The sequence below is a fragment of the Alphaproteobacteria bacterium LSUCC0684 genome (assembly GCA_041228335.1).
In the GTDB taxonomy this organism is placed as follows: domain Bacteria; phylum Pseudomonadota; class Alphaproteobacteria; order Puniceispirillales; family UBA1172.
Window position 1 is genome coordinate 1453538 of the sequence record CP166130.1, and the last position, 24610, is coordinate 1478147.

The window sequence follows — 24610 nt, forward strand, 5'->3', positions numbered from 1 at the left end:
ACAACCTTTGTGCTTTCGCCTGCCGTACTCTAGCCCCTTGAGCCGTTGTCACGGCGCATCTTGAGCAGATCAGCAATGAGAAACGCAAGCTCGAGCGACTGATTGGCATTCAGCCTCGGATCACAGAATGTATGATAGCGATCGGAAAGATCTTCTTCGGTCACTTCGGCCACATTGCCGCCGACGCATTCGGTCACATCGGCGCCGGTCATTTCAAAATGAACCCCGCCCGGATAGGTGCCGATCGCATCATGCGTTTCAAAAAAGCCGCGCACCTCTTCCATCACGTCATCAACACGCCGTGTCTTGTATCCGGTTGAAGATTTGACCGTATTGCCATGCATCGGATCACAGCACCAGACCACATGACGGCCTTCTGCCTTGACCTTCTTTAGCAGCGGTGCAAGCCCTTCACGAACCTTGCCAGCCCCCATGCGGGTAATAAGGGTGAGCTTGCCGGGGATATTCTTCGGATTGAGCACATCGATCAGTTTCAGCAACTCATCGGGGTCCAGCGACGGGCCGCATTTCATCCCGATCGGGTTGGCGATACCGCGCATGTATTCGACATGCGCGCCATCGAGCTGGCGAGTCCGGTCCCCGATCCACAGCATATGGGCCGAAGTGGCAAGTTTCGCGCCTTCAGGGGTGATGGTGTCCTGTCTCGTGAACGCCTCTTCGTAATTGAGCAGCAGCGCTTCATGGCTTGTATAGAGATGCGTTTCCCTCAGCGATCTGCTGGTCACGCTTGAGACACCGCAGGCGCGCATGAAGGAAAGGCATTCGTCAATCCGTGCGGCCAGTTCTTCATAGCGGGAGGTCTGACCCGGTCCGGTGATATAATCAAGATTCCAGGAATGCACCTTTTCAAGATCAGCAAGACCGCCTGAGGCAAATGCCCGGATCAGGTTGAGCGTCGCCGCGGATTGATGATAAACCTTTTTCAGCCGTTCGGGATCAGGCACACGGTCTTCGGCGGTAAACCCGATTGCGTTGACCATATCGCCGCGATAGCTAGGCAACTCGACCCCGTCAATGGTTTCGGTCGGCGCTGATCTCGGCTTGGCAAACTGCCCTGCCATACGCGCGATCTTAACCACCGGCATGGAGGCACCGAAGGTCAGGACCACGGCCATCTGCATCAGCACCTTGAAGGTATCGCGGATATGATTGGCTGAAAATTCCTCAAAACTTTCCGCGCAGTCTCCCCCTTGCAGCAGAAACGCCTGACCAAGGGCAACCTGCCCCAGTTTTTCCCTCAATTCCTGGATTTCGCCGGCAAAGACAAGCGGCGGCATCTGGCCAAGATCGCTTTCAACCTTCGCAAGTGCAGCGGCGTCAGGATATTCCGGCACCTGAACGATTGGCCGTTCCCGCCAGGATGATGATGACCAGTCCATAAATATTCGCCTTCCCAGTGATGTTGTCTTTATGTATCAGGTACACGCCGCCATTGGCAATGATTATTCCCGCGGCGTACGCATGGTAACGAATTCCTCTGCCGCCGTTGGATGTATCCCGATTGTCGCGTCAAAATCAGCCTTGGTGGCACCAGCCTTGATGGCAATGGCCATTCCCTGAATGATTTCCGGTGCATCCGGGCCCAGCATATGCACGCCAAGGACTTTCATATCCTCTTTTGCGACAATCATTTTCATGTAGGTTTTTTCGTCGCGGCCGGAGATGGTGTTTTTCATCGCCCGGAAAGATGCCTCATACACCGTGATTGGAATTGAAGCCGCAATGGCATCCTCCTCGGTCATCCCGACGGTCCCCACAGGAGGCATCGAAAACACGGCCGACGCCACGTTGCGATGGTCAACCACCCGCGGCGCATTGCCGTAAAGAGTGTCCGCAAAGGCATGTCCTTCGGCAATCGCAACCGGTGTGAGGTTGATCCGGTTCGTGACATCACCGATGGCAAAGATAGACGGCACGGTGGTGCGGCTTTCGGCATCGACCCGGATTGACCCATGCTTTGTCATCGCAACACCAATGTCTTCAAGCCCGAGGCCGCGTGTATTGGGTTTCCGTCCCGTCGCCGCCATGACCGTATCCGCCTGAAGACGGCTACCATCGCTCAAGGTTACGGTCTTATTGTCGTTATCGCCTTCAACCGAGGTGATCGTCTTGCCGGGATGAAGAATGATCCCGCGCTCAGCGGCAGCAGTGGCAAAAGCATGGCGGATATCCGGATCAAACCCCCGCAGCGGTTCCTCGGCGCGGTACACAAGATGCGTCCTTGCACCAAACCCGTTGAAGATACCGGCAAATTCAGCCGCAATAAACCCGCTGCCATAGATGACAACCTCATCGGGCCGGTGGCTGAGATCAAGCGCCTCGTTTGAGGTAATCGCGTGCTCGGCAAGCCCGGGCACATCCGGCAGAAAGGGCCAGCCACCAACAGCGATCAAAATGATTTCGGCCGTAATCTCGCGTCCCTCCACCGCAACGCTGTGCGGGCCGGTGACAACACCGCGTCCGGCAATCGTGGTGACACCCGCATTGTCCAGAAGCGACTGGTAGATACCGGCCAGCCTGTCAAGCTCCTTGTTCTTGGTTTTGATCAACTGGCCCCAGTCATGGGCCGTATCGACCTCCTGCCAGCCAAAACCGATCGCGTCCTCGAGCTCGGCGGAGAACTGGGCGCCATAGACAAGAAGCTTCTTGGGCACGCACCCCCTCAGAACACATGTCCCGCCCGGCCTGTCCTCTTCAATGACCGCCACTTTCGCGCCATGCTGGGCGGCTATGCGACTTGCCCGAACCCCGCCGGAACCGGCGCCGATGGTAATCAGATCAAAATCAAAGGCAGCCATCAAAGCCTCCCTGCTTGCTTTTCGTATCAGAGGTTTATGTAAGCATGACGGCGGAGAAAATCCAGCCGGAAGAGACGGATTAATGCCGGTGGGGAAGAATAGCAGCTTCGCTGAACACCGCCGTTTCAGCAGGCCAGCCATCATCGGGGAAATCTAAATCCGCATTGAGGTAGCACTCCATCAGCATCCGGTGGCAGATAATGCTGGTGACAAGTTTACCCAGGCTGAATGAGCTGTTCATGCTGATGCGCTGGTAGGTGGTCAGGGTCACCGGGCCGACACTGATCCCGTAGCAGCCCAGAGAATGGCCAGATAACCCCTCACGGAAGAAGGTCTCCATCATCGGGACGAGAACAGGCTCACCTTCGGCGCGAGTCCCGGTTGCATAAAGCAGAAAGTTTTTTTTCGGGATCAAGGTTTCAATATGAACCGGAAAATGCTGATCATCGCCGATGATCCAGCGTGACTCGCCAAGTTGCGAGATCATGCCGATATCATGACTGTCATTTTCTGCCAGCGCCAACAACAATCGCCCAAGGGAAGCCATACACCAATCCTCCACCACCGTGGATATCAGCGACAGGCAAAAAAAACACTTATCCTAAACAGTAAAGCCATACCCTTTCGGCAGGGCTGTTTTCACAAAAGATCGCCATCGGTCATGCGATATGTTCTCAACAGAAGACGGGCGATGCGTTGCGCATCGCCCGGATGGTTGAGGCTGATGAATGTTCCAGCCCTCGGTTCTATCGCTTACGCCAGGGCGCCATGTCGATTTCCGGCGGCAGCGTGTCGTGGTAGCCAGGCGTCGCCGCGGCAAAGGCGGTGATCCATTTTTCCATCTCCGGGCAATGGTCACGCCAGTTGAGCTGTTTGCGGAAATCAAGATAGTCAAGCACGCAGGCAAGCCCCATTTCCGCGATATCCGGCATGGCGCCATTCGCATAGGCAGGGGTATCCTTGGCAACAGCATCAAGAGACCGGCGGATTTTATCTCGCTGATATTCAACAAAGCTTTCAAGACGCATCTCTTCGGGGCGAAAACGGCTTTCGTAAACAACAAGGATCGCCGCATCAAGAATACCGTTAATCCTGGCGTTACGGGTGAGCACATCAAACCGCCGTGCCGGATCAGCCGGGATGATCTTGCCGCCACCCGCGTGATGATCAAGATATTCGAGAATAACGCGGCTGTCATAGAGCGCCTGATCCCCCGCGATCAGAACAGGTATCTTGCCAAGAGGATTGAGCTTGCGGACCGGATCATCCGGATCGGTTGTTTCCGTAGGGACAACGGTGATCTGGTCCATGACCCCGAGGACATGGGCAGCAATTTTCACCACGCGTCCAAAGGGAGAGGCTGGAGCGGAGCATAGTCTCATAAAGGTTGCCTTTCAAAAAAAGAGTGAAGCATTTTTCAGATTGATTCATGGAACCCAGGATCACCTTGTCAGGCAAGCCGACCTTTGTCTATTGCCTTTTGCCAGAAACGTATCGGCACGAAAAACCGTTCAACGCAAAAGATCATGGGCATCCCCCCAGCAATCCGTCAACTGGAACCCCTCCGGGTAGGGATCGTCCGGATCAAGCCCGATCTGGTGCATACCATAAATCCAACCACGGCCACGAATTTCAGGGATAATCATCGGATGGCCGTCTCTTTCCCTGATATCGGCGATACGCACATCAAAACGGCTGTCGATGATCGATCGCGCGATAAATTCATCCCCCGGGCCAGCTTCGCCGCGGGCCGCCATGACCGCAAGCCGGGCGGCATTGCCGGTGCCGCAAGGGGAACGATCCACCCGGCCCGGCGGCATGATCGTCGCCCCGCGCAGATCGCCATTCACCTCCCTTGCGGTGAACATGACATAGGAGATGCCCTCAAGTCCGGGATAGTCCGGGTGAGCAATCTTGAGCCGGGAATTTACCGCCCGGTGGATGGCACTTCCTGCCGAAACAAGTCGGCGCGCGTTCTCCGGCCTGATTTCAAGGCCGATTGAGGCTGCGTCCACCAGCGCATAGAAAATACCGCCAAACGCAATATCAACCCGGACCGGCCCGATGCCCTCCACCTCAAGCTCGGCGTCGAGTTGATCAGCATAGCACCCGGCGAGACGCAGCTTGACCGCCTTGCAGGCACCATCGGCACATTCCGCCTCCACGTCCACAAGACCTGATGCGGTATCAAGGGTGAAGCGGCTGATGGGTTCAGTCATCGGAATATGACCACATTCCAGCAACACGGTGCTGAGGCAGATGGTGTTGGAGCCCGACATGGCATGAGTCTTGTCGGCCTGCATGATGACAAAGCCGATATCGGCCTCCGGATACTTGGCCGGCAGAAGCAGGCAGGTGCTCATCTGCGCATAGCCGCGCGGCTCAAAGACAAGAAACCGACGTAGCTTCTCGCCGTCCCCGTTAAGCCAGTTCAGGGTCTCGAGAATGCTTTTCCCGGGAAGAGACGGGACGCCGCCGGTGACAATCCGGCCAATTTCCCCCTCGGCATGGGCTTCGACCATGGTGACCATTTTTTTCCAGCGCATCGGATCACTCTTTCCCAGATGAGGGCGCACCGGTGAAAGAGGCCGGGCGCTTTTCCCTGAAAGCCGCAACGCCCTCAAGGTGATCAGGGGATTGCCCGGCTTGATGCTGAAGTTCCGCTTCACGCTTGAGCTGGTCTTCCATGGTGTTTGTCGCCGCCTCCTGGATGGCTGTCTTGGCAAGAGCATAGGCATGTGTCGGGCCCGATGCCAGCCTGCCCGTGAAATCGCGGGCAGCATCGGCGAATCCCTCGCTTTCATAGATCTCCCAGGCAAGCCCCCAGTCCAGCGCCTGCCGGGCGGAGATCGGCGCTGCCGTAAAGGCCAGTGCCTTTGCCCGCATCTCCCCAAGTCTTTCACGCAAGAGCCATGTCCCGCCCGCATCCGGGATCAGTCCGATCCGGCTGAAGACTTCCATGAACTGCGCGTCCTCCGAGGCCAGCACGATATCGCAGGACAGCGCGATATTCGCGCCTGCCCCCGCGGCAACACCATTGACCGCGGCAACCACAGGTTTTTGAAGTGCCCGGATCAATTCGACAAGTGGATTGAAATGATTTTCCAGAGTGGCCTTGAGATCAAGTTCACGGATATCGTCGACTTCGTTCAAATCCTGACCTGCGCTGAAGGCACGTCCCTCACCGGTGATCATCACCGCGCGGCAGGACGTATCATCTCCAGCCGCGACCAGTGCAGCATGCAGTTCCGCCATCATCGGCTTGGTAAAGGCATTGAGCCGTTCCGGTCTGTTCAGACGGATTTCAATCCATGATCCGTGGCTTTTGGTGATCAGTGTTTTCATGACCTCTCCCCAGATAGAACAAGGATGATCGGCGAAATTTCCTCATCCTGCAATCTTATTGATGACGCGGCCTGCGATCATGACCTAAACTTGGGGCAATTCACCCGGCCAATCCGCCACAGGAGCTTGATCAAATGGATGCCTTCATCACCCGGACCCGGATCATGTTTCAGCATTGCGATGTGGCAGGAATAGTTTATCACCCTCGATTCTTTGACATGATTAGCGGTGCCGTTGAGGATTTTTTTGAAACCCGGCTGGGCTGGCACTGGGCCCGGATGCATGGCCCTGATGGCAGCGGCGTGCCTACGGTCACGATTACGGTGGATTTCACTTCGCCGGTACGGCTGGGGGACTGGCTTGACCTTGAAGTCAGGGTGCTTGAAGTGGGGCGGAGCAGCCTCAGCCTAGAGGTGCTCGGGACCGTCGAGGGCAGGCAGGCCTTCGATGCCCGCCCAAAACTGGTTCATGTCGAACTTGCCACCATGACCTCCCGCCCTTGGCCGGACGAGATCAGGGCAAGGCTTGTCGAGAATCTTGGGCCTGCCTGATCCAGGCCTATTCAGGAGATTCTTATTTAGTTTCTGAAACTATCTGAACATATGCGCCTCAGGTCATGACTGTCAGCATAAAACCCATAATGGCGCAGGTTGCCACTACGCCCGTTAACTGAGCGGCCATAACAGTAATATTGATCTTGCTTGAAAGCCTCTCCTCCATCGCGGCCATATCTTTGCGTAACCTCTCCTCCATCACAGCCATATCCTTGCGGAGGCTCTCTTCCATTATGGCCATATCCTTGCGGAGGCTCTCTTCCATTGTGGCCATATCCTTGCGGAGGCTCTCTTCCATTGTCGCCATATCCTTGCGCAGGTCCTCTCCCAGATGGGTAAGATCCACTTTGGTCGCGAGGCGATCATCTAGCAGGCTGGCGTAATGGTTGGCCAGCACCTCAGCCAGTGCGGTGTCCATCCCGGCCTTGGCCAGATCTTTCACAAACTTATGGGTGTCGAAGGCAAGTGACGTCATTCTCTTTTCTAAGCCGCAAGGTAAACCACGTCAAGAGTTTGATTTATGTAACAGTTTTCCCTAATAAGCGACAACGCCATTCATTTCGGAACAATTTCAGTAAACACAAACTGACCTGCGGGTAATATCGATTGCACAAATGCTTATTAACTATTTGATTATAAGACATTTTAATAAGGAAATGGCGGAGGGGAAGGGATTCGAACCCCCGAAAGGAATTTCTTCCTTTAACGATTTAGCAAACCGCCGCCTTCAGCCACTCGGCCACCCCTCCGCGAAAAGTGGGTCAATGGGCAAAGCCCCACGGCGTATGCATGACTTCTTCCTACCGTTAAGCGTCGCCTCTGTCAAATGCCAAAATTGTGTCTTTTCATGATTGGTGGAAAGGCCTGCCCTTTGCCTTGCCTCCACGGGCTTGCCCGCAGGCTGACATGCTGGCAAGATGCCCCATCATCTGACCACATCTTCACCATCCTGAGAGAAGTAATCACCATGGCACAGCCCTCCATCCGCCTCATTGTCTTTGATAAGGACGGTGTTCTGCTTGATCTTGAACGCACCTGGATGCCGGTGGTTGTTGCCATGGCGGAATATCTGGTGAATAGACTTGACGGCAAGGCGGACAGGGATGCGCTGCTGGCGGCGGTGGGGGTGAATATCACCCCCGGCACTAATACCGGCAGCATCGTTGAGAACGGGGCTTTTGCCGCCGGAACTTTTGCCGAAATGCGCGATATCTGGGCAGGAATGGAGCCGGGCCTGATACCTGTTTTTGATGATCACGCCCGCTATCGTGCCGACATCCTCCGTATCAGCCAGGAAACCGTCCGCGGCAAGACTGTCGCCAAAGGCAATGTCCGAAAGGCATTGATGGAACTGAAAGATCAAGGCTATGCGCTGGCGCTGGCAACCAACGACAATACCGACAGCGCCCATATCAACCTTGATGACATGGGAATCCGCAATCTCTTTGATGCGATCATCTGCGCCGATAGCGGCTTTGGCCGCAAGCCCGAAGCCGGCGGGCTACTTGAATGTTGCCGCCGCTGCGGATGCAAGCCCGCTGAAGCCGTGATGATCGGTGATACCGCAACGGATTGGGCCGCGGCCAATAATGCCGGATACAAGGGCTTTATCACCATCGCCAATGGCACAATGCAAAAACCTGAATACATCCCCGAAACGGATGCCGTTCTGCCCAGTATCGAAGGTCTTGGTGAGGTAATCCGGCGGCTCTTTTCCTAGCCGTCGAGTTTTGTCTTTAGCAACTGGTTGACCATGCCGGGATTGGCCTGCCCTTTGGAAGCTTTCATCACCTGACCGACAAAGAAACCGAACAGTTTATCCTTGCCGCCGCGATATTCCTCAACCTTGTCCATATTCTCGGCCAGCACGGTATCGATCATGGCCTCGATCGCCCCGGTATCGGAAACCTGTCGCAGCCCCTTTTCTCCGATGATCTTTTCGGGGTCTGCACCGGTTTCAACCATATCAGCGAACACATCCTTGGCGATCCGGCCTGAGATTGTGCCATCGCTGATCAGGCCCACCAATATCCCGAGCTGATCCGGCGAAACCGGGCTTTCCTCAAGGGTTTTACCCAACTTGTTGAGGGCACCGAAAAGTTCCACCGTCATCCAGTTTGCCGCGAGCTTGGCATCACGTCCCTTGGCAACCGCCTCATAGAATGCCGCGGTTTCCCGATCCTCGCTGATCACGGTCGCATCATAGGGGGTGAGTCCGTACTGGCTGATCAGCCGCGCCTTGAGGGCGTCGGGCAACTCCGGCAGGCTTGAGCGGATTTCCGCAACCCAGGCTTCATCCAGAACGAGCGGCAGGAGATCCGGATCAGGGAAATAGCGATAATCATGGGCATCTTCCTTTGAGCGCATGGCGCGGGTCATGCCCGTGCTGGTGTCAAACAGCCGGGTTTCCTGATCGATTGCCCCGCCGTCTTCGAGAATTTCGATCTGGCGGGCAACCTCGCTATTGATCGCCTGGGCAATAAACCGGATGGAATTGAGGTTCTTTGTCTCGGTACGGGTGCCGAAAGGCTCACCTGGCCTTCGGACCGACACGTTGCAATCCGCCCGAAGCGAGCCTTCTTCCATATTCCCGTCGCAAGTGCCAAGAAAACGGAGGATTGAGCGAAGTTTGCTGACATAGGCGGCGGCTTCCTCGGCGGATCTCATATCCGGACGGGAGACAATTTCCATGAGCGCCACCCCGGACCGGTTGAGATCGATATAGGATTTGCTCGGATGCTGGTCATGCAGGGATTTGCCTGCATCCTGTTCGAGGTGAAGCCGTTCGATCCCGATCGTGCGCGTTGTCCCATCTTTAAGATCGATGGTGATACTGCCTTCACCGATAATCGGCTGCTTGTACTGGCTGATCTGATACCCTTGGGGAAGATCGGCATAGAAATAGTTCTTGCGATCAAAAACACTGACGAGATTGACCTCGGCATTAATGCCGAGGCCGGTACGGACCGCCTGCTCGACGCAAAAACGGTTGATCACCGGAAGCATCCCCGGCATCGCTGCGTCCACCAGCGAGACATGTTCGTTAGGCCCGGCCCCGAACGACGCCGAGGACCCGGAAAAGAGCTTCGAGTTGCTGGAGACCTGGGCGTGGACTTCAAGGCCGATGACGACTTCCCAGAGGCCGCTACGGCCTTTGACCAGTTTCGAGTTTTCCGTCATGACCTGCCTCCTGCGGCCTCGGTTGCGAGGGCGGTAAACCCAGCCGCTTTCTCAACGGCCCGCCCTGCCCGGATAAGCACGTCCTCACGGAAGGAGGGCGCGATCAGTTGCAGGCCCAGCGGCAAGCCGTTCACGGCAAGCCCCGACGGTACCGACATCGCCGGAACCCCGGCCAGACTTGCTGGAACGGTGAATACATCGTTGAGATACATCGTCACCGGATCAGTGATTTTCTGGCCGATCGGGAACGCCGCCGAAGGCGTTGCGGGCGTCAACAGAAGATCAACCGCATCAAAGGCTGAGATAAAATCCTGCTGAATTAGACGCCGTGTCTTCTGGGCCTTGAGATAATAAGCATCATAATAGCCAGCCGAAAGAACATAGGTACCGATCAGAATTCGTCTTGTGACCTCATCCCCGAAACCTGCAGCACGGGTGGCGGCATACATCTCGTCAAGGGATTTGCCCTCAACCCGGGCGCCGTAGCGCACCCCGTCGTAACGCGCCAGATTGGAGGAGGCTTCTGCCGGTGCCACGATATAATAGGCTGGCAGAGCATATTTGGTATGCGGCAGGGAAACCTCGACACAAGTAGCCCCGGCATCCTCAAGCCATTTCCGCCCCTCTTCCCAGAGCGATACGATCGCGCTGTCCATGCCATCCATCGTATATTCGGCAGGGATACCGATCTTCAGCCCCTTGACCCCGTCTTCAATCTCCTTGAGCAGATCCGGCATGGGGTCGGCGACCGAGGTGGAATCCCCCGGATCATGACTTGCCATGGACTGGAGCATAAGGGCGGCGTCTTCCACCGTCCGGCAGATCGGCCCTGCCTGATCAAGAGAGGAGGCAAAGGCCACAATGCCGCGGCGTGAACAGCGTCCATAGGTAGGCTTAACGCCAACCACCCCGCAGAACGCCGCAGGCTGGCGGATGGAACCGCCGGTATCCGTGCCCGTTGCCATCAGCGATGAGCGCGCCGCAACTGACGCCGCCGAGCCACCTGAAGAGCCGCCAGGGGCGTAGGCGTTATCGTCACCGGAAACTTTCCAGGGCGAGATAACCGGCCCACGGGCGCTGGTTTCATTTGCTGAACCCATGGCAAATTCATCACAGTTCAGCTTCCCCAGCATCACGGCGCCGTCATTCCAGAGATTTTGCGTCACCGTGGATTCGTATACCGGCTTATAGCCGTTGAGGATGTTTGAGCAGGCCGTTGTCTCAACCCCTTCGGTGCAGAAGAGATCCTTGACGCCGACCGGTATCCCTTCAAGCGGACGGGCCTCGCCGGCGGCAATACGCTCATCGCTTGCCCTTGCCATGGCCCGGGCCTTATCCGCCGTAACCTCGGTATAAGCGTTGAGGCCTTCGGTCTCGGCGGCCGCATCGAGATAGGCTGCCGTCAGTTCGGTTGCTGAAATTTCCTTTGCAGCCAGTGCCTTTATGGCCTGGGCTGCCGTAAGATCAAGACAGGTGCTCATTCCACCACCTTTGGGACAACAAAGAAGCCGGACATGGTTTCCGGCGCATTGGCAACAACATCTTCTTGGATATTGCCATCGGTCACCTGATCGTCCCGCATCGGCAGGGCGTGACCGGTGACACTGGAAAGCGGTTCGACATCATCGGTATTGACTTCGTTCAGCTGCTCGATCCAGGAAAGGATGCCGTTCAGCTCCTGGGCCATCGGCTCAAGCCGGTCGTCGCCGATATCGATACGGGCGAGACGGGCAATTCGGGAAACGGTGGATTTGTCGACAGACATGGCCATTTGCTCTATGAATGGGGAGTATGTAACCAGAGGGGTAATAGCATCGGTTATGCCTGTATGCAAGATAGACGAGATCAGGGCACTTGTACCATCCGGCAAGCGGCTCATCGGCCTTGACGTTGGCAAGAAAACCATCGGCCTTGCCACCTGTGATGCCAGTTGGACGATCGCGACCCCGCATTCGATCCTGTGGCGGCAGAAATTCACCCCGGATATGGAAAAACTCTTCGCCCTTATTGACCGGGAAGAAACCATCGGCGGCATGGTCATCGGCTGGCCGAAAAACATGGATGGAAGCGAAGGTCCCCGATGTGATTCCATCCGTGACTTCACCCATGCCATGCTTCGCCTGCGCGACATGCCTGTTGCGTTTCAGGATGAACGCCTTTCCACCGCCGCCGTCGAATCTGCCATGCTCAGCGCTGACATGACCCGCCAGAAGCGCCATCTTAAGCGCGATGCACTGGCGGCAGGCTGGATCCTGCAATCAGCACTGGACGCGATAGCCTCACCCGATATATAAGCAAGCCATGTCAGGTCAGCGCACATCGGCAGACAGCAAGGCCGATACCCACGATAAAGCCGGAAATGAAGGGCTGGCGAGCGCCGCCCGTAACCCTGAAGCATTTGCCAGACTCGACCAGCAGCATCTGCTGGGCATCGAAGGCATGTCCCGACCGGTGATCGAAGGCTTGATTGACCGGGCGAACCAGTTTGCGGAATTGCCCAGCCGTGAAATCCTCACGCATTTGAAGGGGATTACCGTCTTCAACCTGTTTTTTGAAAATTCCACGCGTACCCGTGTCAGTTTTGATCTGGCGGCGCGCAAGATCGGCGCTTCGGTGGTCAATGTGCCGGTTTCCACGTCATCCATCAAGAAAGGTGAAAGCCTCCTCGATACGGCGGTGACCCTCAATGCCATGCATCCTGATATACTGGTCATGCGGCATCATAATTCCGGCGCCAGCCTGATGCTTTCCCGCCATGTCGATGCCGCGGTGGTGAACGCAGGCGACGGCCGTCACGAACATCCCACCCAGGCCCTGCTTGATGCCCTGACCATCAAGCGCAGACTCGGGCAGATCACCGGGCTTAAAATCGCCATCTGCGGTGATATCGCCAACAGTCGGGTGGCCCGGTCCAATATCCATCTTCTTTCCACCCTTGGGGCGGAAATTCGTCTTGTCAGTCCGTCGACGCTACTGCCGGCCGGTATCAGCAATATGGGCGTTGAATGCCACCATGACCTGATGGAGGGGATCGAAGGGGTTGATATCGTCATGCTGCTGCGCTTGCAGACAGAACGCATGCAGGGAACCGAGACCCCGTCGCAACGTGAATTCTTCCATCTTTTCGGGCTTGATGCAGCTAAACTAAGTGAAGCGGCGCCAAATGCCCTGATCATGCATCCCGGCCCCATGAACAGGGGCGTTGAGATTGACAGCGCTCTCGCCGATGATGTTGAGCGCAGCCTGATCACGATGCAGGTGGATATGGGTGTTGCCGTCCGCATGGCCTGCCTCGAAGCTGTCGCCGCCAGACGTCAGGAAGGAACAGGTTGATGAGCCGGACCTTTTTTGACCATATCCACCTTGTTGATCCATCTACGGGCTGGGATAAAACCGCTTCGGTTCTAATCGAGGATGGCAGAATTGCCGCCGTCGATGACCCTGCGAAGATAGGCCCGCCCCCATCCGATGCCACCATCATCACTGCAGAAAATGCCGTTCTTGCACCAGGACTGGTGGATATGCGCGTGCAATCACGCAATCCCGGTCATGCCTATCAGGAAAGTCGGCAGAGCCTGACCGAAGCGGCCATCGCAGGCGGGATCACCACCATGGTCTGCCTGCCAAACACAGCACCGGTGCTGGATGACCCAGACAGTCTCGCCGCGCTTGTTCGCCACGATCGCAACGAAAAGAGGGCCACCCCGCGGATCTTCGCCTATGGGGCGGCAACACGCAATCTGGACAACGAACATATGGCGGAACTGGGATTGCTGGCCGAAGCCGGCGCCGTAGGCTTTACCAATGGCATCATCCCTATTGCCGACAGCCTGGTCATGCGCCGGATCATGGATTACGCCGCAATGCTGGACAAACCCGTCATCCAGCATGCTGAAGACATGTCTCTGGCCGCGGGCGGGGAGATGAATGAAGGGGAAAACTCGACACGTCTCGGGCTGCGTGGAATTCCGGCCGAAGCCGAAGAGGTCATGATCGCGCGGGATATCACTCTTGCCAGGCTGACAGGTGCCCGCTACCACATCGCGCATGTTTCCACCGCCCGCGGGGTTGATCTGGTGCGCCGGGCCAAGGCGGAGGGGATCAGTGTCACCTGCGATACCGCCCCGCCTTATTACCTGTTGAACGATGTTGCCGCCCTTCAATACGACACCCGCTTTCAACTCTCCCCGCCATTAAGAGGCGATACCGACAGGCAGGCCGTGCTCGCCGGCATCATCGATGGCACGATTGACTGTATCGCCAGCGATCACGCGCCCCAGGACAGGGATTCCAAGCTTCTGCCCTTCGGTATTGCCGCCCGGGGCAGTTCCGGTCTTGAAACCCTGCTTGCTCTTGTGCTTGGCCTTTATACAGATGGACATCTGCCACTCTTGAGGGCGATGGAGCTGATTTCGACTGCACCGGCTGTCCTGCTTGACCTGCCCGGTGGCAGTCTTGCCCCTGGCGCCACCGCCGATATGGTGCTGTTTGCACCTGAAAGAGGCTGGCAGATCAGGGGGGGCGCCTTCCGTTCGCTCTCCAAATCCACCCCGTTTGAAGGCCACCCTGTTCAGGGCAAAGTGATCAGCACATGGATAGACGGCAAGATGGCATTCAAGGCAGATCCCCCCCATGGAACCTGATCTCTTGTCTATTGGTCTTGTTGCGCTCGGGGCCTATCTTCTCTGCTCCCTGCCCTTCGGCCTCATCATCGCCCGCCTGATGGGGCTCGGTGACCTCCGCCAGATCGGTAGCGGCAATATCGGTGCAACCAATGTTCTTCGCACCGGCAGCAAATCCGCCACTGCTGCTACCCTGATCCTCGATATCGGCAAAGGTGCCGTCGCCGTTCTCATCACCGGCCAGACCACCGGATCCTCAACGCTGGTTGCCATAGCTGCGGTGCTCAGCGTTGTCGGCCACTGTTTTCCCGTCTGGCTCAGATTCAAGGGGGGCAAAGGCGTTGCCACCGGCATCGGCGTGGTTGTTGCTATGCATCCGCTGTCCGGCCTGGCAATGATAGCCTGCTGGATTGCCACCGCCGCCATCACACGGATTTCTTCAGCGGCGGCGATTGTATCCTATCTTGCCGCCCCTGTTTTTCTATTTCTTCTTGCCGATGATACCGCGCGACTTCCGCTGGCCATTGCTGCCCTCATAATTGCCATCCTTTCCATCATTCGGCATCGGGCGAATATCAGCCGTCTGCTGGCTGGAACAGAGCCAAAAATCGGCCGTTGATTTCACTCTTAATCCGTTAACGATATTTTAAGACATTATCTTTATACTGTCCGGTATGAAGATTGCGGAAAAGATTGCTCGTCTGCGTCTAATTCGCAGCAACACCATCGGGCCCATAACTTTCCTGACATTGATCAAGCGCTATGGTAGCGCCCTTGAAGCAATTGACAGACTGCCGGAGTTGACACGCCGTAGCAATGTCCGGGTCAGGCTGACCACCAAGACCATGATCGAAGATGAGATGGCCAGCCTTGAGAAGATTGGCGGCTGGATGATTGTCCGTGGTGAAGACAGCTACCCCGCCAGCCTGGATGCGTTCGATGATGCGCCGGGATGTCTTTCGGTGATTGGCCACACGCCGCTTCTGCATCGTCCGGCTGTATCTATTGTCGGGTCGCGCAACTCCTCTGCCAATGCCATGACCTTTTGTGAGCAGATTGCAACAGAACTCGGAGAGCATGGATTTGTCGTTGCATCCGGGCTTGCCCGCGGCATTGATGCCGCCGCGCATCTGGGCGGGCTTGCTGGCGGTACGATCGCGGTTCTTGGTGGCGGGGTGGATCAGATCTACCCGAGGGAAAACGAAAAACTCTATCAGCGTGTCTGCGCCGAAGGCGTGGTGATATCGGAAATGCCCTTTGGCATGCAACCGCTGGCCCGTCATTTTCCGATCCGCAACCGGATCATTGCGTCATTGAGTCTGGCCACCCTGGTGGTTGAAGCCGGGCTCAAATCAGGCTCGCTTATTACCGCCCAGGAAGCGAGCGATCGCGGCCGTGAGGTGCTGGCCGTGCCCGGAATACCGCTTGATCCCCGCTCTTACGGGTGCAATGATTTGATTCGTGATGGCGCCGTTCTCATTCGTAATATCGATGATATCCTGGAGGTCGTGCAAGACTATGATATGCACGCACCTGATCCGAAATCTGTTATCGAGGCGGCTGAACCCAGCCGTTCCATCTCTCCCGAAGATCTAACCCATGCCCATGCAGAATTGCGAAAGTTTTTAAGTTTTGACCCCATCGAGGTTGACGAATTGATCCGGCGATGTCATTTGTCAGCTTCGGTGGTAAACGTGGCGTTGCTGGAAATGGAGCTTGCCGGGGTCGTCACCCGGCTCTATGGAAACCGCGTTACGCTCACCTACGAAAAGAACTAAGTTACTGTAATCACTAGTATCTGCAGCCATTGCGCAGTCGCACATAGCAGGACCAAGGTACCATGAAGGTTGTAGTTGTTGAATCGCCAGCCAAGGCCAAGACAATCAATAAATATCTCGGCAGCGACTATAAAGTCATCGCCTCGGTGGGTCATATCCGCGATTTGCCCGCCAAGGATGGATCGGTTGATCCTGAAAATGATTTTGCCATGAAATGGGAATTGTCGAGCCGCAGCAACGTCCCGGTCAGCGAGATCAGCGCCGCGCTCAAAGGAGCGACAAAACTCATCCTTGCGACCGACCCCGATCGCGAGGGGGAGGCGATCTCATGGCATGTTCAGGAGGTCCTGACCCAGAAGAAAGCTCTTAACGGGGCACCGGTGGAGCGTGTCGTTTTCAATGAAATCACCAAATCCGCCATTCTCGATGCCATGGCAAAACCCCGCCAGGTCAATGCCGAACTGGTGGAGGCCTATCTTGCCCGCCGTGCTCTTGACTATCTGGTGGGGTTCGGTATCTCCCCGATCCTCTGGCGCAAACTGCCGGGCGCAAGATCAGCCGGACGCGTGCAATCTGTTGCCCTGAAACTGATTTGCGAGCGCGAAGCTGAAATCGAAATCTTCAAGGCAGATGAATACTGGACCGTCGAGGTCCATCTTGAAAAGGAGAATGGCCAGAAATTCACCGCGAGATTGACTCATCTTGAGGGAGAAAAACTTGGCAAACTCAGCCTCGGGAACGAAGCCGCCGCCACCCATGCGGCCGATGTCATCCGGGCATCAAGCCTTGAAGTGGGCAAGATTGAAACCAAGCGTATCAAACGTCATCCCCAGCCGCCCTTCACCACCTCGACCCTGCAACAGGAAGCCAGCCGCAAACTCGGCTTTTCCGCCAGCCGCACGATGCGTGTTGCCCAAAAACTTTATGAAGGCATCAATATCGGCAGCGAGACAACCGGGCTGATCACCTATATGCGAACCGATGGCGTACAACTTGGCCAGGAAGCGATCAGCGATATCCGCAACGCGATTGGCGCGTATAAGGGGGGCCGCTACCTTCCATCAACGCCGCGGGTATACAAATCCAAGGCCGCCAATGCCCAGGAAGCACATGAAGCGATCAGGCCAACCGCGATCACCCGCCGCCCCGAAGACATCAGCCAGTATCTCGATGGGGATCAACGGCGGCTTTATGAGCTGATCTGGAAGCGCACCATCGCAAGCCAGATGGAATCGGCTGAACTTGACCAGACCGGAGCGGATATCATCGATGGCGATGGCAAGGTGGTGTTACGCGCTTCAGGCTCCGTCATCGTCTTTGATGGCTTTCTTTCCGTATACAGGGAAGACCGGGATGATACCGTCCAGGGCCAGGATGAAAAGGCGGATAACGCCCTGCTTCCGCCTCTTGCCAGCGGCGAGATGCTGAACACGATCGATATCAAGCCGGAACAGCATTTCACCCAGCCGCCGCCTCGCTTTACTGATGCAAGCCTGGTCAAGCGGATGGAAGAGTTGGGAATCGGCCGTCCATCAACATATGCCAGCATACTTTCGGTACTTCAGGACCGGAATTACGTCATCAAGGACCGGGGCCGGTTTGTGCCCGAAGACCGGGGAAGGATTGTCTCTGCCTTTCTTGACAGTTTCTTTGCCCGCTACGTCGAATACGGCTTCACCGCAAGGCTTGAGGAAGACCTTGATCGTGTCTCCGATGGCAAGCTGGACTGGAAAGCCCTGCTTGCAAATTTCTGGAAGGATTTCAAGGCCCAGCTTGACGGTATGACGGACCTCAGTCGCGGCGATGTTCTTGAAAAGGTTGATATGCTGCTCGAACAGCATTTCTTTCCCTTGGGCGAGGACGGCGCACCGATGCGGCAGTGCCAGCATTGCGGCGACGGCAAACTCGGGCTTCAACTCGGCCGGTTCGGGGCGTTTATCGGCTGCTCCAACTATCCGGATTGCAAATACACGCGCCAGATCGGCGAAGACAGCACCAATGATGCCGGCACCGATCTTGCCGACGGGGAAAAACATCTCGGCATTGACCCTGCTTCCGGCCTTGATGTCATGCTTAAAAAGGGACCTTACGGCATCTATGTCCAGCTTGGCGGACCGGAGGTGAAGAAACCGAAACGCTCCAGCGTGCCTAAGGATATCGACGCCATGACAATGGTGCTTGATCAGGCACTGGCCTTGCTTGCCCTGCCACGTGATATCGGCCTTCACCCGTCCAGCGGCGAGATGATCACCGCCGGGATCGGGCGCTATGGCCCCTATCTCAGGTTCGGCGGCGCCTATGTCAGCCTGCCAGCCGATGATACCGTGCTGAATATCGGCCTCAATCACGCCGTTGAGCTGATTGAAACCTCAGGCAAGTCCGCCGGGCGTAAGCTTGGCGTGCATGGCGAGGGCGGAGAGATCATGGTCAAATCCGGGCGATTTGGCCCCTATGTTGAGCAAGATGGAATCCGGGCCACCATCCCGAAGACCATGGATCCAGAGACAATCACCCCGGATGAAGCGCTCAGGTTGATTGAGATCAAAAAGGCCAAGGGCCCGGCCAGACCCAGGAGCAAAAAGGCACCCGCCCGGAAATCCGCCTCCCGTAAAACTGCCGGTACCAGAGCCAAACGCACCGCCTCAGGCTCTTCCCGGAAGTCATCGGCGCAGCCCTCCTGATGAGTTCCGGCAAAGATGACCTCGGCAAGCCCCGTTCTTTCCGGCCGGATGATCAGGACCTTCCCGATGATCAGGACCTCATTGACTATATAAAAAGCCAGCCTTCCCCGCCCAAGGTAAAAGACGTGGCAAGGGAGTTCGGCATTCGCGCTGATGGCCGTGCCGCATTGCGGCGGCGGTTACGGCAACTGGCTGAAAACGGCCAGATAGACCGTCTTGAAGGCCGCCGTCTGGGCAGCCCTGAAAATCTGCCGCCGGTCATGGTGCTGACCATTACCCGCATCACCGATGATGGCGATGCTCTTGCCGAACCTCTTGAACATGCTCCAATACCCGCGCCACAAATCCTGATTGTCGCGGATCGCAGGAAAGGCCGCAGCATCGCTGTCGGGGATCGTGTGCTGGCACGGATGACACGCCTTGATCAAGGTTCCTATCAAGCGCAGATCATCCGCCGTCTTGATCGCCATCAATCCAAGCTATTTGGCCATGTTTTCAAGGATGGCAAAGGTTACGGGCTTGAGCCGGTGGAACGCGGTGGAAAATCACCGCTCCAGCTGATAGCGCCGGATACACAGATCAGCTACGCTGCAGGGGATCTGGTCGAGGCGGAAATCCTGCGCTCTTCAGGATATGGGCCAAAGACCGCCCGGGTGATCCGCAATCTTGGTCCGGCCGATCAGTCCGGTGCCTTCTCAGCCCTTGCTATTGCCGAATTTGAGTTGCGGCACATCTTTCCCGACGCCGCCATCGCCGAAGCGGAGGCTGCACGAAAACCTGAACTTGGCAACCGGGAGGATTTGCGCGACCTGCCGCTTGTCACCATCGATGGCACTGATGCAAAAGACTTTGACGACGCCGTGCATGCCCTGCCAACCGATGATGGTGGCTGGAAATTGACCGTGGCCATAGCCGATGTGGCCCATTACGTCGCCGCAGGAAGCGCGCTTGACCTCGAAGCCCGGGCACGGGGAAATTCCGTCTACCTGCCGGACATGGTGCTGCCGATGCTTCCCGAAGCTCTCTCCAACGGTCTTTGCTCCCTTGTCCCTGGGGAAGACAGGGCCTGCCTTGCGGTGGAAATGGTGATCGATGACAGGGGACAGATGAGCGAGCATCGCTTCTTTCGCGGTCTCATGCGGTCCCATGCCCGCCTAACCTATGACTGGATGGAAGAATACAGAACCGGCAAGGATACCGAAACTCCCGCCGGTCTTTCGACCACCTGCCTCGACAATCTCTTCGGGGCCTATGAAGCGCTTGCCCTAAAGCGGAAGGAGCGCGGCGCGCTTGAGATTGACCTGCCGGAAAAGAGAATCATCTTCGATACGGACGGCAAGGCGGTGGGCGTATCACGTCGGCATCAGTCTCCGAGCCAGAAACTGATCGAAGAGTTCATGATCCTCGCCAATGTTGCGGCGGCCGAAACCCTTGAACGGGCAAAAGCCCTCTGCGTTTACAGGGCCCATGAACCTCCTGACCCCGCCAAAGTGGAGGGCTTGCGTGAAACCGCAAAAGCAATGGGGCTGAGCTTTGCCAAAGGGCAGGTCATTCGGCCGGAGATTTTCAACACCCTTCTTGAAAAGGCGCGGGCACGCGGCGATGAAGCCGGTCTTGTCCTGCTCAATGAAACGGTGCTTCGGTGCCAGTCGCAGGCGGAATACCGTATCACCAATCCCGGGCATTTCGGGCTTGCCTTGCGGCGGTACGCGCATTTCACCTCCCCCATCCGGCGTTACGCTGACCTGATGGTGCATCGCAGCCTTATCCATCTGGTCGAGCAGGGTAAACCCATCGCATCACCAGACCCGGATGAAGCCGGGATCATCGCCGCCGATATTTCGGAAACCGAACGCCGGGCGGCGGCAGCGGAACGACGGACAACCGACCGTTTTGCCGCCCAGCTCATGATCGAACAGCGCGGGACCATCACCCGTGGCCACGTTACCAGCGTCACCGGTTTCGGCGCATTTGTCGCGCTTGAGCCTTATGGAAGTGAGGGACTTCTGCCGTTTTCGCGTCTGCCAAGTGATTTTTACGAAACGAACCCATTTGAGGGAACGATCAAGGGACAGCGCTCAGGGCTTACCATCCGTACGGGGCAGAAAATCGACGTCCTGATTGAGGACGTCGCCCCGCTCAAGGCCAGCGTTACCCTCGCCTGGGCAGAAGATGGCCAAGCCTTGGCTGGAGGCAAAGGCCTGATACGGCGAAAAAAGACATCGCGCGGCAGGAAATCCAGCACCATGAAAAACCGCCGGAAGCATCGGCGATAAAGACTTGACTTTCCGCTCCCGATGGGCGATTTTCCGCGCCTGAGTTAACTCGCATATCCGCGCAAACGAGGAGCATTGCTATGGCCAAGCCAGCAACCCTTCAGATTAAACTGCTGAGCACCGCCGACACCGGCTATTTTTACGTGACCAAAAAGAACCCTCGCACCAAGCCCGAAAAGCTTGAGCTGAAGAAATATGATCCCAAAGCCCGCAAGCATGTGCTTTTTCGTGAGGCAAAAATCAAGTAAGTTTTGGTCTTATTCGTAAAGGATAAGACATGCGGCTTGGCATAGATCTCGGGGGAACCAAAACCGAAGCCGCCGTCATGAACAATGACGGCGACATGATCTGGCGCTACCGCATTGCCACCGACAAGACCAGCTACAGCGCCGTCCTTAATACCATCGAATTTGTCACCTCCCTTGCTCGCAAGGAAACCGGGCATGACGGCCCGGTCGGGATGGGTATTCCCGGCAGCATATCGCCCGAAACCGGGCTGGTGCGCGGTGCCAATACCGTCTTGTTGAACGGCCAGAATCTCCGCGCCGACTGCGAAGCCCGGACAGGGCGCTCTTTCCGTCTTGAAAATGATGCCAACTGTTTCGCGCTCTCGGAGGCAATCGATGGGGCGGCAGCAGGATATGAAACGGTGTTCGGCGTCATTCTGGGGACGGGTTGCGGCGGCGGTATCGTGACCGGTGGACGGCTGCTGACCGGCGCAAACGCCATAGCCGGCGAATGGGGCCATACCCCCCTTCCCTGGCCTCTTGCCGGGGAATATGAAGGCCATGATTGCTGGTGTGGCCAGCAAGGATGTGTTGAAACCTTCATTTCCGGAACAGCGGTGGGTGAAGATTACGCCAAACGGAGCGGTGTGGCGATGCCTGTCGATGAGATGGCTTCTCGTACCGGCATCGATCTTGTGGCTGAAAGCGTCCTCCAGGTTCTTGAAGACAGGCTGGGACGGGCACTGGCCCAGATCATCACGATCCTTGATCCGGATGCCATCGTGCTTGGCGGGGGACTTTCCAATCTTGACCGACTCTACACCAATGTGCCGCTGAAATGGCCGGCTTTTGTTTTCGGCCGTGATGTCAACACACCTCTGTTGAAACCTCTCCACGGTGATTCCAGTGGCGTCCGCGGTGCAGCATGGCTCTGGTCTGATGACGCATGAGGATTTCATCTGCCGGGACTGCTGTTCGGCGGGAACATCTCCGCCGATTTCAACCTGCCCATCCTGCCAGTCCTCACGCATCGTCCAGCATCCTGAGCTTATGCGGCTGAATATTGCCCATGTGGATTGCGATGCCTTTTACGCCAGCATTGAAAAGCGCGATAACCCTGACCTGTATCACAAACCCGTGATAGTCGGTGGAGGCAAGCGGGGCGTTGTCGCCGCGGCCTGCTACGTGGCACGGATAAACGGAGTTCGTTCAGCCATGCCGATGTTCAAGGCTCTATCCTTATGCCCTGATGCGGTTGTGATACCACCGCGGATGGATGCATACCGTGACGCAGGGCTGAAAATCCGCGACCTGATGCTGGAGTTGACCCCGTTGGTCGAACCTCTTTCGATTGATGAGGCCTTCCTCGATCTATCCGGCACCGAGCAGTTGCATGGCCAACCTCCGGCCCTTAGCCTGATCAAACTTGCAAAACGCATCGAAACCTATGTCGGGGTTTCTGTTTCAATCGGTCTTGCCGCCAATAAATCCATGGCCAAGATTGCCTCTGATCAGGACAAGCCGCGTGGATTTCATGTGATTGGCGCGAATGATGCCGCCGAATGGCTGGCCCCGAGACCTGTTTCAATTCTCTATGGTGCGGGGAGAGCGCTGGTTCAGCGGCTCAAGGCAAGGGGTATAGAAACCTGTGGTGAACTGGCGGCGGCAGACCCGCGCGTCATCCTGGAGGAGGCAGGCGAGCATGGGCCATCTCTGCAGCAGCGTGCCCGCGGTATCGACCCGAGAAAGGTAATCCCGGACAGCCCGCCAAAAAGCATTTCATCCGAAACAACCTTTGAAGATGACATCAGTGATGCGGAGATCCTTGCCGCCTGGCTCGAAAAACTGACCGAGAAGGTATCAGCGCGATTGAAGAAAAAATCCATGGCCGGACGCCGGGTGGTGCTGAAACTCAAATCCCATGACTTCCGCACCATCACGCGTTCAACCACCCTTGTAACGCCATCGCAGATGGCGGATCAGCTTTTCCATGCCGCGATGTTTCTGCTCAACCGTGAAATCAGCCCGCAGAAGAAATGGCGTCTCATTGGGGTTGGAGTTGAAATGTTAAGCGACAGCGCCAAAGCAGAAACCACGGATCTGGGTGATCCAGACCGTTCCCGGCGCTTGCGGCTGGAAGAGGCGATGGACAGGGTCAGAACCCGTCATGGTGAGGGCAAGATCATGCGTGGTCGCCGGCTGACTATTGAGAATAAACCAACCTAGCAGCCCTTTTCCGTAACCGGTTCAATGGAATTGAGTCGAGCCCGCATCACGAAATCCCCGTAATCAACCGAATAGGAACGAATAATCCCGTTTTCCTGCATGTCGAACTGAATTTCATAATCCGGTTCAGCATCAGCTGCATCAGGGTTGAAATACGCAATGCGAAGCGGCCAGTAACTGTCCTGGCCAAGACTGCCGAGCAATTCATCCGGAGTGACCTCTTTCCTGTTGCCGATAATCGTGCTTACAAAATAGATCGCGTCTTCCTGATCTCCGCCAAGGAAGAGCGTCGACTGATGTACTTTCTTGCCCTTGCGAGCTAATGACAGAAGATCCTGCATATGTTTTACTGGAAAGACAGTGTTTTCCGGCAATTCCTGGCTGCCTTCTTCGCTATCAAGAAAAAAAGCCTCTGCCATGCCATCGCTGATATTGGCGAAGCCTTCGTAAGAGTTTTCTCCCGTGATGGTGGAATTCTCGACCACGTTGAAGGAGAAGGCTGTGCCTGAATAGCTTTCCCAGGTCTCGTAATGTGAAATGAAATTGGAAATACGGCCACTGTCACCTATACCAAAAGAGATGGCATAGTCCTCCACCGCAGTCCAACCGTCACAGGACCGTTCCAGCCGATAGGATGTACGGCCGTCGATTGTCTTTACATTTGATGATGACGTGGAGGATTTCAGATCAAGATCATAGACGGCAAAATGAGGCGAAAACCCACCAGCCATAGCGTTTCCGCCAGTGATGATAAACGATGTCAGAAGCCCCATGACATAGATAATCTGACGATAGCCGCACATGCCTTACCTCGTGTTTTCGGTTGTTTTAATGGTCAATACATATAATGTGTCTCAAAAAGATGGTTGCGCAAGCGGTTTCGGCATTTATGTCTTCCCTTA

Annotated in this window: 23 protein-coding genes and 1 tRNA gene; 12 read left to right on the top strand and 12 right to left on the bottom strand. The window is 56.4% G+C overall.

The window, feature by feature from the left end; all coding sequences use genetic code 11:
- Positions 1 to 29 precede the first annotated feature (29 nt).
- From AB8880_06910 to AB8880_06935, 6 genes are all read right to left on the bottom strand, one after another.
- Entirely contained in the window at positions 30 to 1400 is a 1371-nt protein-coding gene (locus tag AB8880_06910; GenBank protein ID XDZ64664.1) for a class II 3-deoxy-7-phosphoheptulonate synthase, read from the bottom strand.
- A 63-nt stretch (positions 1401 to 1463) separates the two neighbouring features.
- Positions 1464 to 2819, bottom strand: coding sequence for a glutathione-disulfide reductase (gene gor / locus AB8880_06915; GenBank protein XDZ64665.1), 1356 nt, complete (start codon positions 2817 to 2819; stop codon positions 1464 to 1466).
- 79 nt (positions 2820 to 2898) lie between these two features.
- A complete protein-coding gene (locus AB8880_06920; GenBank protein XDZ64666.1) occupies positions 2899 to 3366 on the bottom strand; it encodes a hypothetical protein in 468 nt (155 codons plus the stop codon).
- 199 nt (positions 3367 to 3565) lie between these two features.
- Positions 3566 to 4201 carry a glutathione S-transferase family protein gene (locus AB8880_06925; GenBank protein ID XDZ64667.1) on the bottom strand — a complete coding sequence of 212 codons (636 nt, stop codon included), beginning with the start codon at positions 4199 to 4201 and terminating at the stop codon, positions 3566 to 3568.
- A gap of 129 nt (positions 4202 to 4330) precedes the next feature.
- Positions 4331 to 5365 carry a proline racemase family protein gene (locus AB8880_06930; GenBank protein ID XDZ64668.1) on the bottom strand — a complete coding sequence of 345 codons (1035 nt, stop codon included), beginning with the start codon at positions 5363 to 5365 and terminating at the stop codon, positions 4331 to 4333.
- A 4-nt stretch (positions 5366 to 5369) separates the two neighbouring features.
- Positions 5370 to 6164: an enoyl-CoA hydratase-related protein gene (locus AB8880_06935; protein XDZ64669.1), complete on the bottom strand. Its 795-nt coding sequence runs from the start codon at positions 6162 to 6164 to the stop codon at positions 5370 to 5372.
- A 134-nt stretch (positions 6165 to 6298) separates the two neighbouring features.
- Here AB8880_06935 and AB8880_06940 point away from each other — a divergent pair, with 134 nt between their 5' ends.
- Complete coding sequence (locus AB8880_06940) at positions 6299 to 6715, top strand: acyl-CoA thioesterase (GenBank protein XDZ64670.1); 417 nt, start codon at positions 6299 to 6301, stop codon at positions 6713 to 6715.
- 58 nt (positions 6716 to 6773) lie between these two features.
- Here AB8880_06940 and AB8880_06945 read toward each other — a convergent pair whose 3' ends face one another.
- The gene (locus tag AB8880_06945) at positions 6774 to 7193 is read right to left on the bottom strand and encodes a hypothetical protein (protein XDZ64671.1); all 420 of its coding nucleotides are present in this window, start codon (positions 7191 to 7193) and stop codon (positions 6774 to 6776) included.
- Between the two features lie 182 nt (positions 7194 to 7375).
- A tRNA-Ser gene (locus AB8880_06950) sits at positions 7376 to 7467 on the bottom strand.
- Positions 7468 to 7685: 218 nt separating this feature from the next.
- Here AB8880_06950 and AB8880_06955 point away from each other — a divergent pair.
- Entirely contained in the window at positions 7686 to 8438 is a 753-nt protein-coding gene (locus AB8880_06955; protein XDZ64672.1) for an HAD family hydrolase, read from the top strand.
- Here AB8880_06955 and gatB read toward each other — a convergent pair.
- From gatB to gatC, 3 genes are read right to left on the bottom strand one after another with little or no spacing between them, the layout of a single operon-like run.
- Positions 8435 to 9898, bottom strand: coding sequence for an Asp-tRNA(Asn)/Glu-tRNA(Gln) amidotransferase subunit GatB (gene gatB / locus AB8880_06960; protein ID XDZ64673.1), 1464 nt, complete (start codon positions 9896 to 9898; stop codon positions 8435 to 8437). The two genes, AB8880_06955 and gatB, sit on opposite strands and share 4 nt — an antisense overlap.
- The gene (gene gatA / locus AB8880_06965) at positions 9895 to 11379 is read right to left on the bottom strand and encodes an Asp-tRNA(Asn)/Glu-tRNA(Gln) amidotransferase subunit GatA (GenBank protein XDZ64674.1); all 1485 of its coding nucleotides are present in this window, start codon (positions 11377 to 11379) and stop codon (positions 9895 to 9897) included. Before gatA ends, gatB begins: the two co-directional genes overlap by 4 nt.
- The gene (gatC, locus tag AB8880_06970) at positions 11376 to 11663 is read right to left on the bottom strand and encodes an Asp-tRNA(Asn)/Glu-tRNA(Gln) amidotransferase subunit GatC (GenBank protein ID XDZ64675.1); all 288 of its coding nucleotides are present in this window, start codon (positions 11661 to 11663) and stop codon (positions 11376 to 11378) included. Before gatC ends, gatA begins: the two co-directional genes overlap by 4 nt.
- A 55-nt stretch (positions 11664 to 11718) precedes the next feature.
- On the opposite strand from gatC, the gene ruvX reads away from it, so the two are divergent.
- The 10 genes from ruvX (at position 11719) to AB8880_07020 (ending at position 23708) form a co-directional block, all read left to right on the top strand.
- The gene (ruvX, locus tag AB8880_06975; GenBank protein XDZ64676.1) at positions 11719 to 12192 is read left to right on the top strand and encodes a Holliday junction resolvase RuvX; all 474 of its coding nucleotides are present in this window, start codon (positions 11719 to 11721) and stop codon (positions 12190 to 12192) included.
- A gap of 145 nt (positions 12193 to 12337) precedes the next feature.
- Positions 12338 to 13231 carry an aspartate carbamoyltransferase catalytic subunit gene (locus AB8880_06980; protein XDZ67038.1) on the top strand — a complete coding sequence of 298 codons (894 nt, stop codon included), beginning with the start codon at positions 12338 to 12340 and terminating at the stop codon, positions 13229 to 13231.
- On the top strand, positions 13231 to 14541 hold the full coding sequence (locus AB8880_06985) for a dihydroorotase family protein (GenBank protein ID XDZ64677.1): 1311 nt from the start codon (positions 13231 to 13233) through the stop codon (positions 14539 to 14541). Before AB8880_06980 ends, AB8880_06985 begins: the two co-directional genes overlap by 1 nt.
- Positions 14522 to 15139, top strand: coding sequence for a glycerol-3-phosphate 1-O-acyltransferase PlsY (gene plsY, locus AB8880_06990; protein XDZ67039.1), 618 nt, complete (start codon positions 14522 to 14524; stop codon positions 15137 to 15139). Before AB8880_06985 ends, plsY begins: the two co-directional genes overlap by 20 nt.
- Positions 15140 to 15194: 55 nt before the next feature.
- Entirely contained in the window at positions 15195 to 16298 is a 1104-nt protein-coding gene (dprA, locus tag AB8880_06995; protein XDZ64678.1) for a DNA-processing protein DprA, read from the top strand.
- A 62-nt stretch (positions 16299 to 16360) separates the two neighbouring features.
- Positions 16361 to 18979: a type I DNA topoisomerase gene (topA, locus tag AB8880_07000; GenBank protein ID XDZ64679.1), complete on the top strand. Its 2619-nt coding sequence runs from the start codon at positions 16361 to 16363 to the stop codon at positions 18977 to 18979.
- Complete coding sequence (gene rnr, locus AB8880_07005) at positions 18979 to 21255, top strand: ribonuclease R (GenBank protein ID XDZ64680.1); 2277 nt, start codon at positions 18979 to 18981, stop codon at positions 21253 to 21255. The genes topA and rnr overlap by 1 nt, the downstream gene beginning before the upstream one ends.
- 80 nt (positions 21256 to 21335) lie before the next feature.
- A complete protein-coding gene (gene rpmG / locus AB8880_07010; protein ID XDZ64681.1) occupies positions 21336 to 21503 on the top strand; it encodes a 50S ribosomal protein L33 in 168 nt (55 codons plus the stop codon).
- A 29-nt stretch (positions 21504 to 21532) separates the two neighbouring features.
- Positions 21533 to 22432: an ROK family protein gene (locus tag AB8880_07015; protein ID XDZ64682.1), complete on the top strand. Its 900-nt coding sequence runs from the start codon at positions 21533 to 21535 to the stop codon at positions 22430 to 22432.
- Complete coding sequence (locus tag AB8880_07020; protein XDZ64683.1) at positions 22422 to 23708, top strand: DNA polymerase IV; 1287 nt, start codon at positions 22422 to 22424, stop codon at positions 23706 to 23708. The genes AB8880_07015 and AB8880_07020 overlap by 11 nt, the downstream gene beginning before the upstream one ends.
- On the opposite strand, the gene AB8880_07025 is transcribed toward AB8880_07020, so the two are convergent.
- A complete protein-coding gene (locus AB8880_07025; protein ID XDZ64684.1) occupies positions 23705 to 24511 on the bottom strand; it encodes a DUF1849 family protein in 807 nt (268 codons plus the stop codon). The two genes, AB8880_07020 and AB8880_07025, sit on opposite strands and share 4 nt — an antisense overlap.
- Positions 24512 to 24610 lie beyond the last annotated feature (99 nt).

Excerpts from the sequence above, each read along its gene's own strand:
- AB8880_06910 (XDZ64664.1), bottom strand. The coding sequence starts at position 1,400 with ATGGACTGGTCATCATCATCCTGGCGGGAACGGCCAATCGTTCAGGTG.
- gor (XDZ64665.1), bottom strand. The coding sequence starts at position 2,819 with ATGGCTGCCTTTGATTTTGATCTGATTACCATCGGCGCCGGTTCCGGC.
- AB8880_06920 (XDZ64666.1), bottom strand. The coding sequence starts at position 3,366 with ATGGCTTCCCTTGGGCGATTGTTGTTGGCGCTGGCAGAAAATGACAGT.
- AB8880_06925 (XDZ64667.1), bottom strand. The coding sequence starts at position 4,201 with ATGAGACTATGCTCCGCTCCAGCCTCTCCCTTTGGACGCGTGGTGAAA.
- AB8880_06930 (XDZ64668.1), bottom strand. The coding sequence starts at position 5,365 with ATGCGCTGGAAAAAAATGGTCACCATGGTCGAAGCCCATGCCGAGGGG.
- AB8880_06935 (XDZ64669.1), bottom strand. The coding sequence starts at position 6,164 with ATGAAAACACTGATCACCAAAAGCCACGGATCATGGATTGAAATCCGT.
- AB8880_06940 (XDZ64670.1), top strand. The coding sequence starts at position 6,299 with ATGGATGCCTTCATCACCCGGACCCGGATCATGTTTCAGCATTGCGAT.
- AB8880_06945 (XDZ64671.1), bottom strand. The coding sequence starts at position 7,193 with ATGACGTCACTTGCCTTCGACACCCATAAGTTTGTGAAAGATCTGGCC.
- AB8880_06955 (XDZ64672.1), top strand. The coding sequence starts at position 7,686 with ATGGCACAGCCCTCCATCCGCCTCATTGTCTTTGATAAGGACGGTGTT.
- gatB (XDZ64673.1), bottom strand. The coding sequence starts at position 9,898 with ATGACGGAAAACTCGAAACTGGTCAAAGGCCGTAGCGGCCTCTGGGAA.
- gatA (XDZ64674.1), bottom strand. The coding sequence starts at position 11,379 with ATGAGCACCTGTCTTGATCTTACGGCAGCCCAGGCCATAAAGGCACTG.
- gatC (XDZ64675.1), bottom strand. The coding sequence starts at position 11,663 with ATGTCTGTCGACAAATCCACCGTTTCCCGAATTGCCCGTCTCGCCCGT.
- ruvX (XDZ64676.1), top strand. The coding sequence starts at position 11,719 with ATGCCTGTATGCAAGATAGACGAGATCAGGGCACTTGTACCATCCGGC.
- AB8880_06980 (XDZ67038.1), top strand. The coding sequence starts at position 12,338 with ATGTCCCGACCGGTGATCGAAGGCTTGATTGACCGGGCGAACCAGTTT.
- AB8880_06985 (XDZ64677.1), top strand. The coding sequence starts at position 13,231 with ATGAGCCGGACCTTTTTTGACCATATCCACCTTGTTGATCCATCTACG.
- dprA (XDZ64678.1), top strand. The coding sequence starts at position 15,195 with ATGAAGATTGCGGAAAAGATTGCTCGTCTGCGTCTAATTCGCAGCAAC.
- topA (XDZ64679.1), top strand. The coding sequence starts at position 16,361 with ATGAAGGTTGTAGTTGTTGAATCGCCAGCCAAGGCCAAGACAATCAAT.
- rnr (XDZ64680.1), top strand. The coding sequence starts at position 18,979 with ATGAGTTCCGGCAAAGATGACCTCGGCAAGCCCCGTTCTTTCCGGCCG.
- rpmG (XDZ64681.1), top strand. The coding sequence starts at position 21,336 with ATGGCCAAGCCAGCAACCCTTCAGATTAAACTGCTGAGCACCGCCGAC.
- AB8880_07015 (XDZ64682.1), top strand. The coding sequence starts at position 21,533 with ATGCGGCTTGGCATAGATCTCGGGGGAACCAAAACCGAAGCCGCCGTC.
- AB8880_07020 (XDZ64683.1), top strand. The coding sequence starts at position 22,422 with ATGACGCATGAGGATTTCATCTGCCGGGACTGCTGTTCGGCGGGAACA.
- AB8880_07025 (XDZ64684.1), bottom strand. The coding sequence starts at position 24,511 with ATGTGCGGCTATCGTCAGATTATCTATGTCATGGGGCTTCTGACATCG.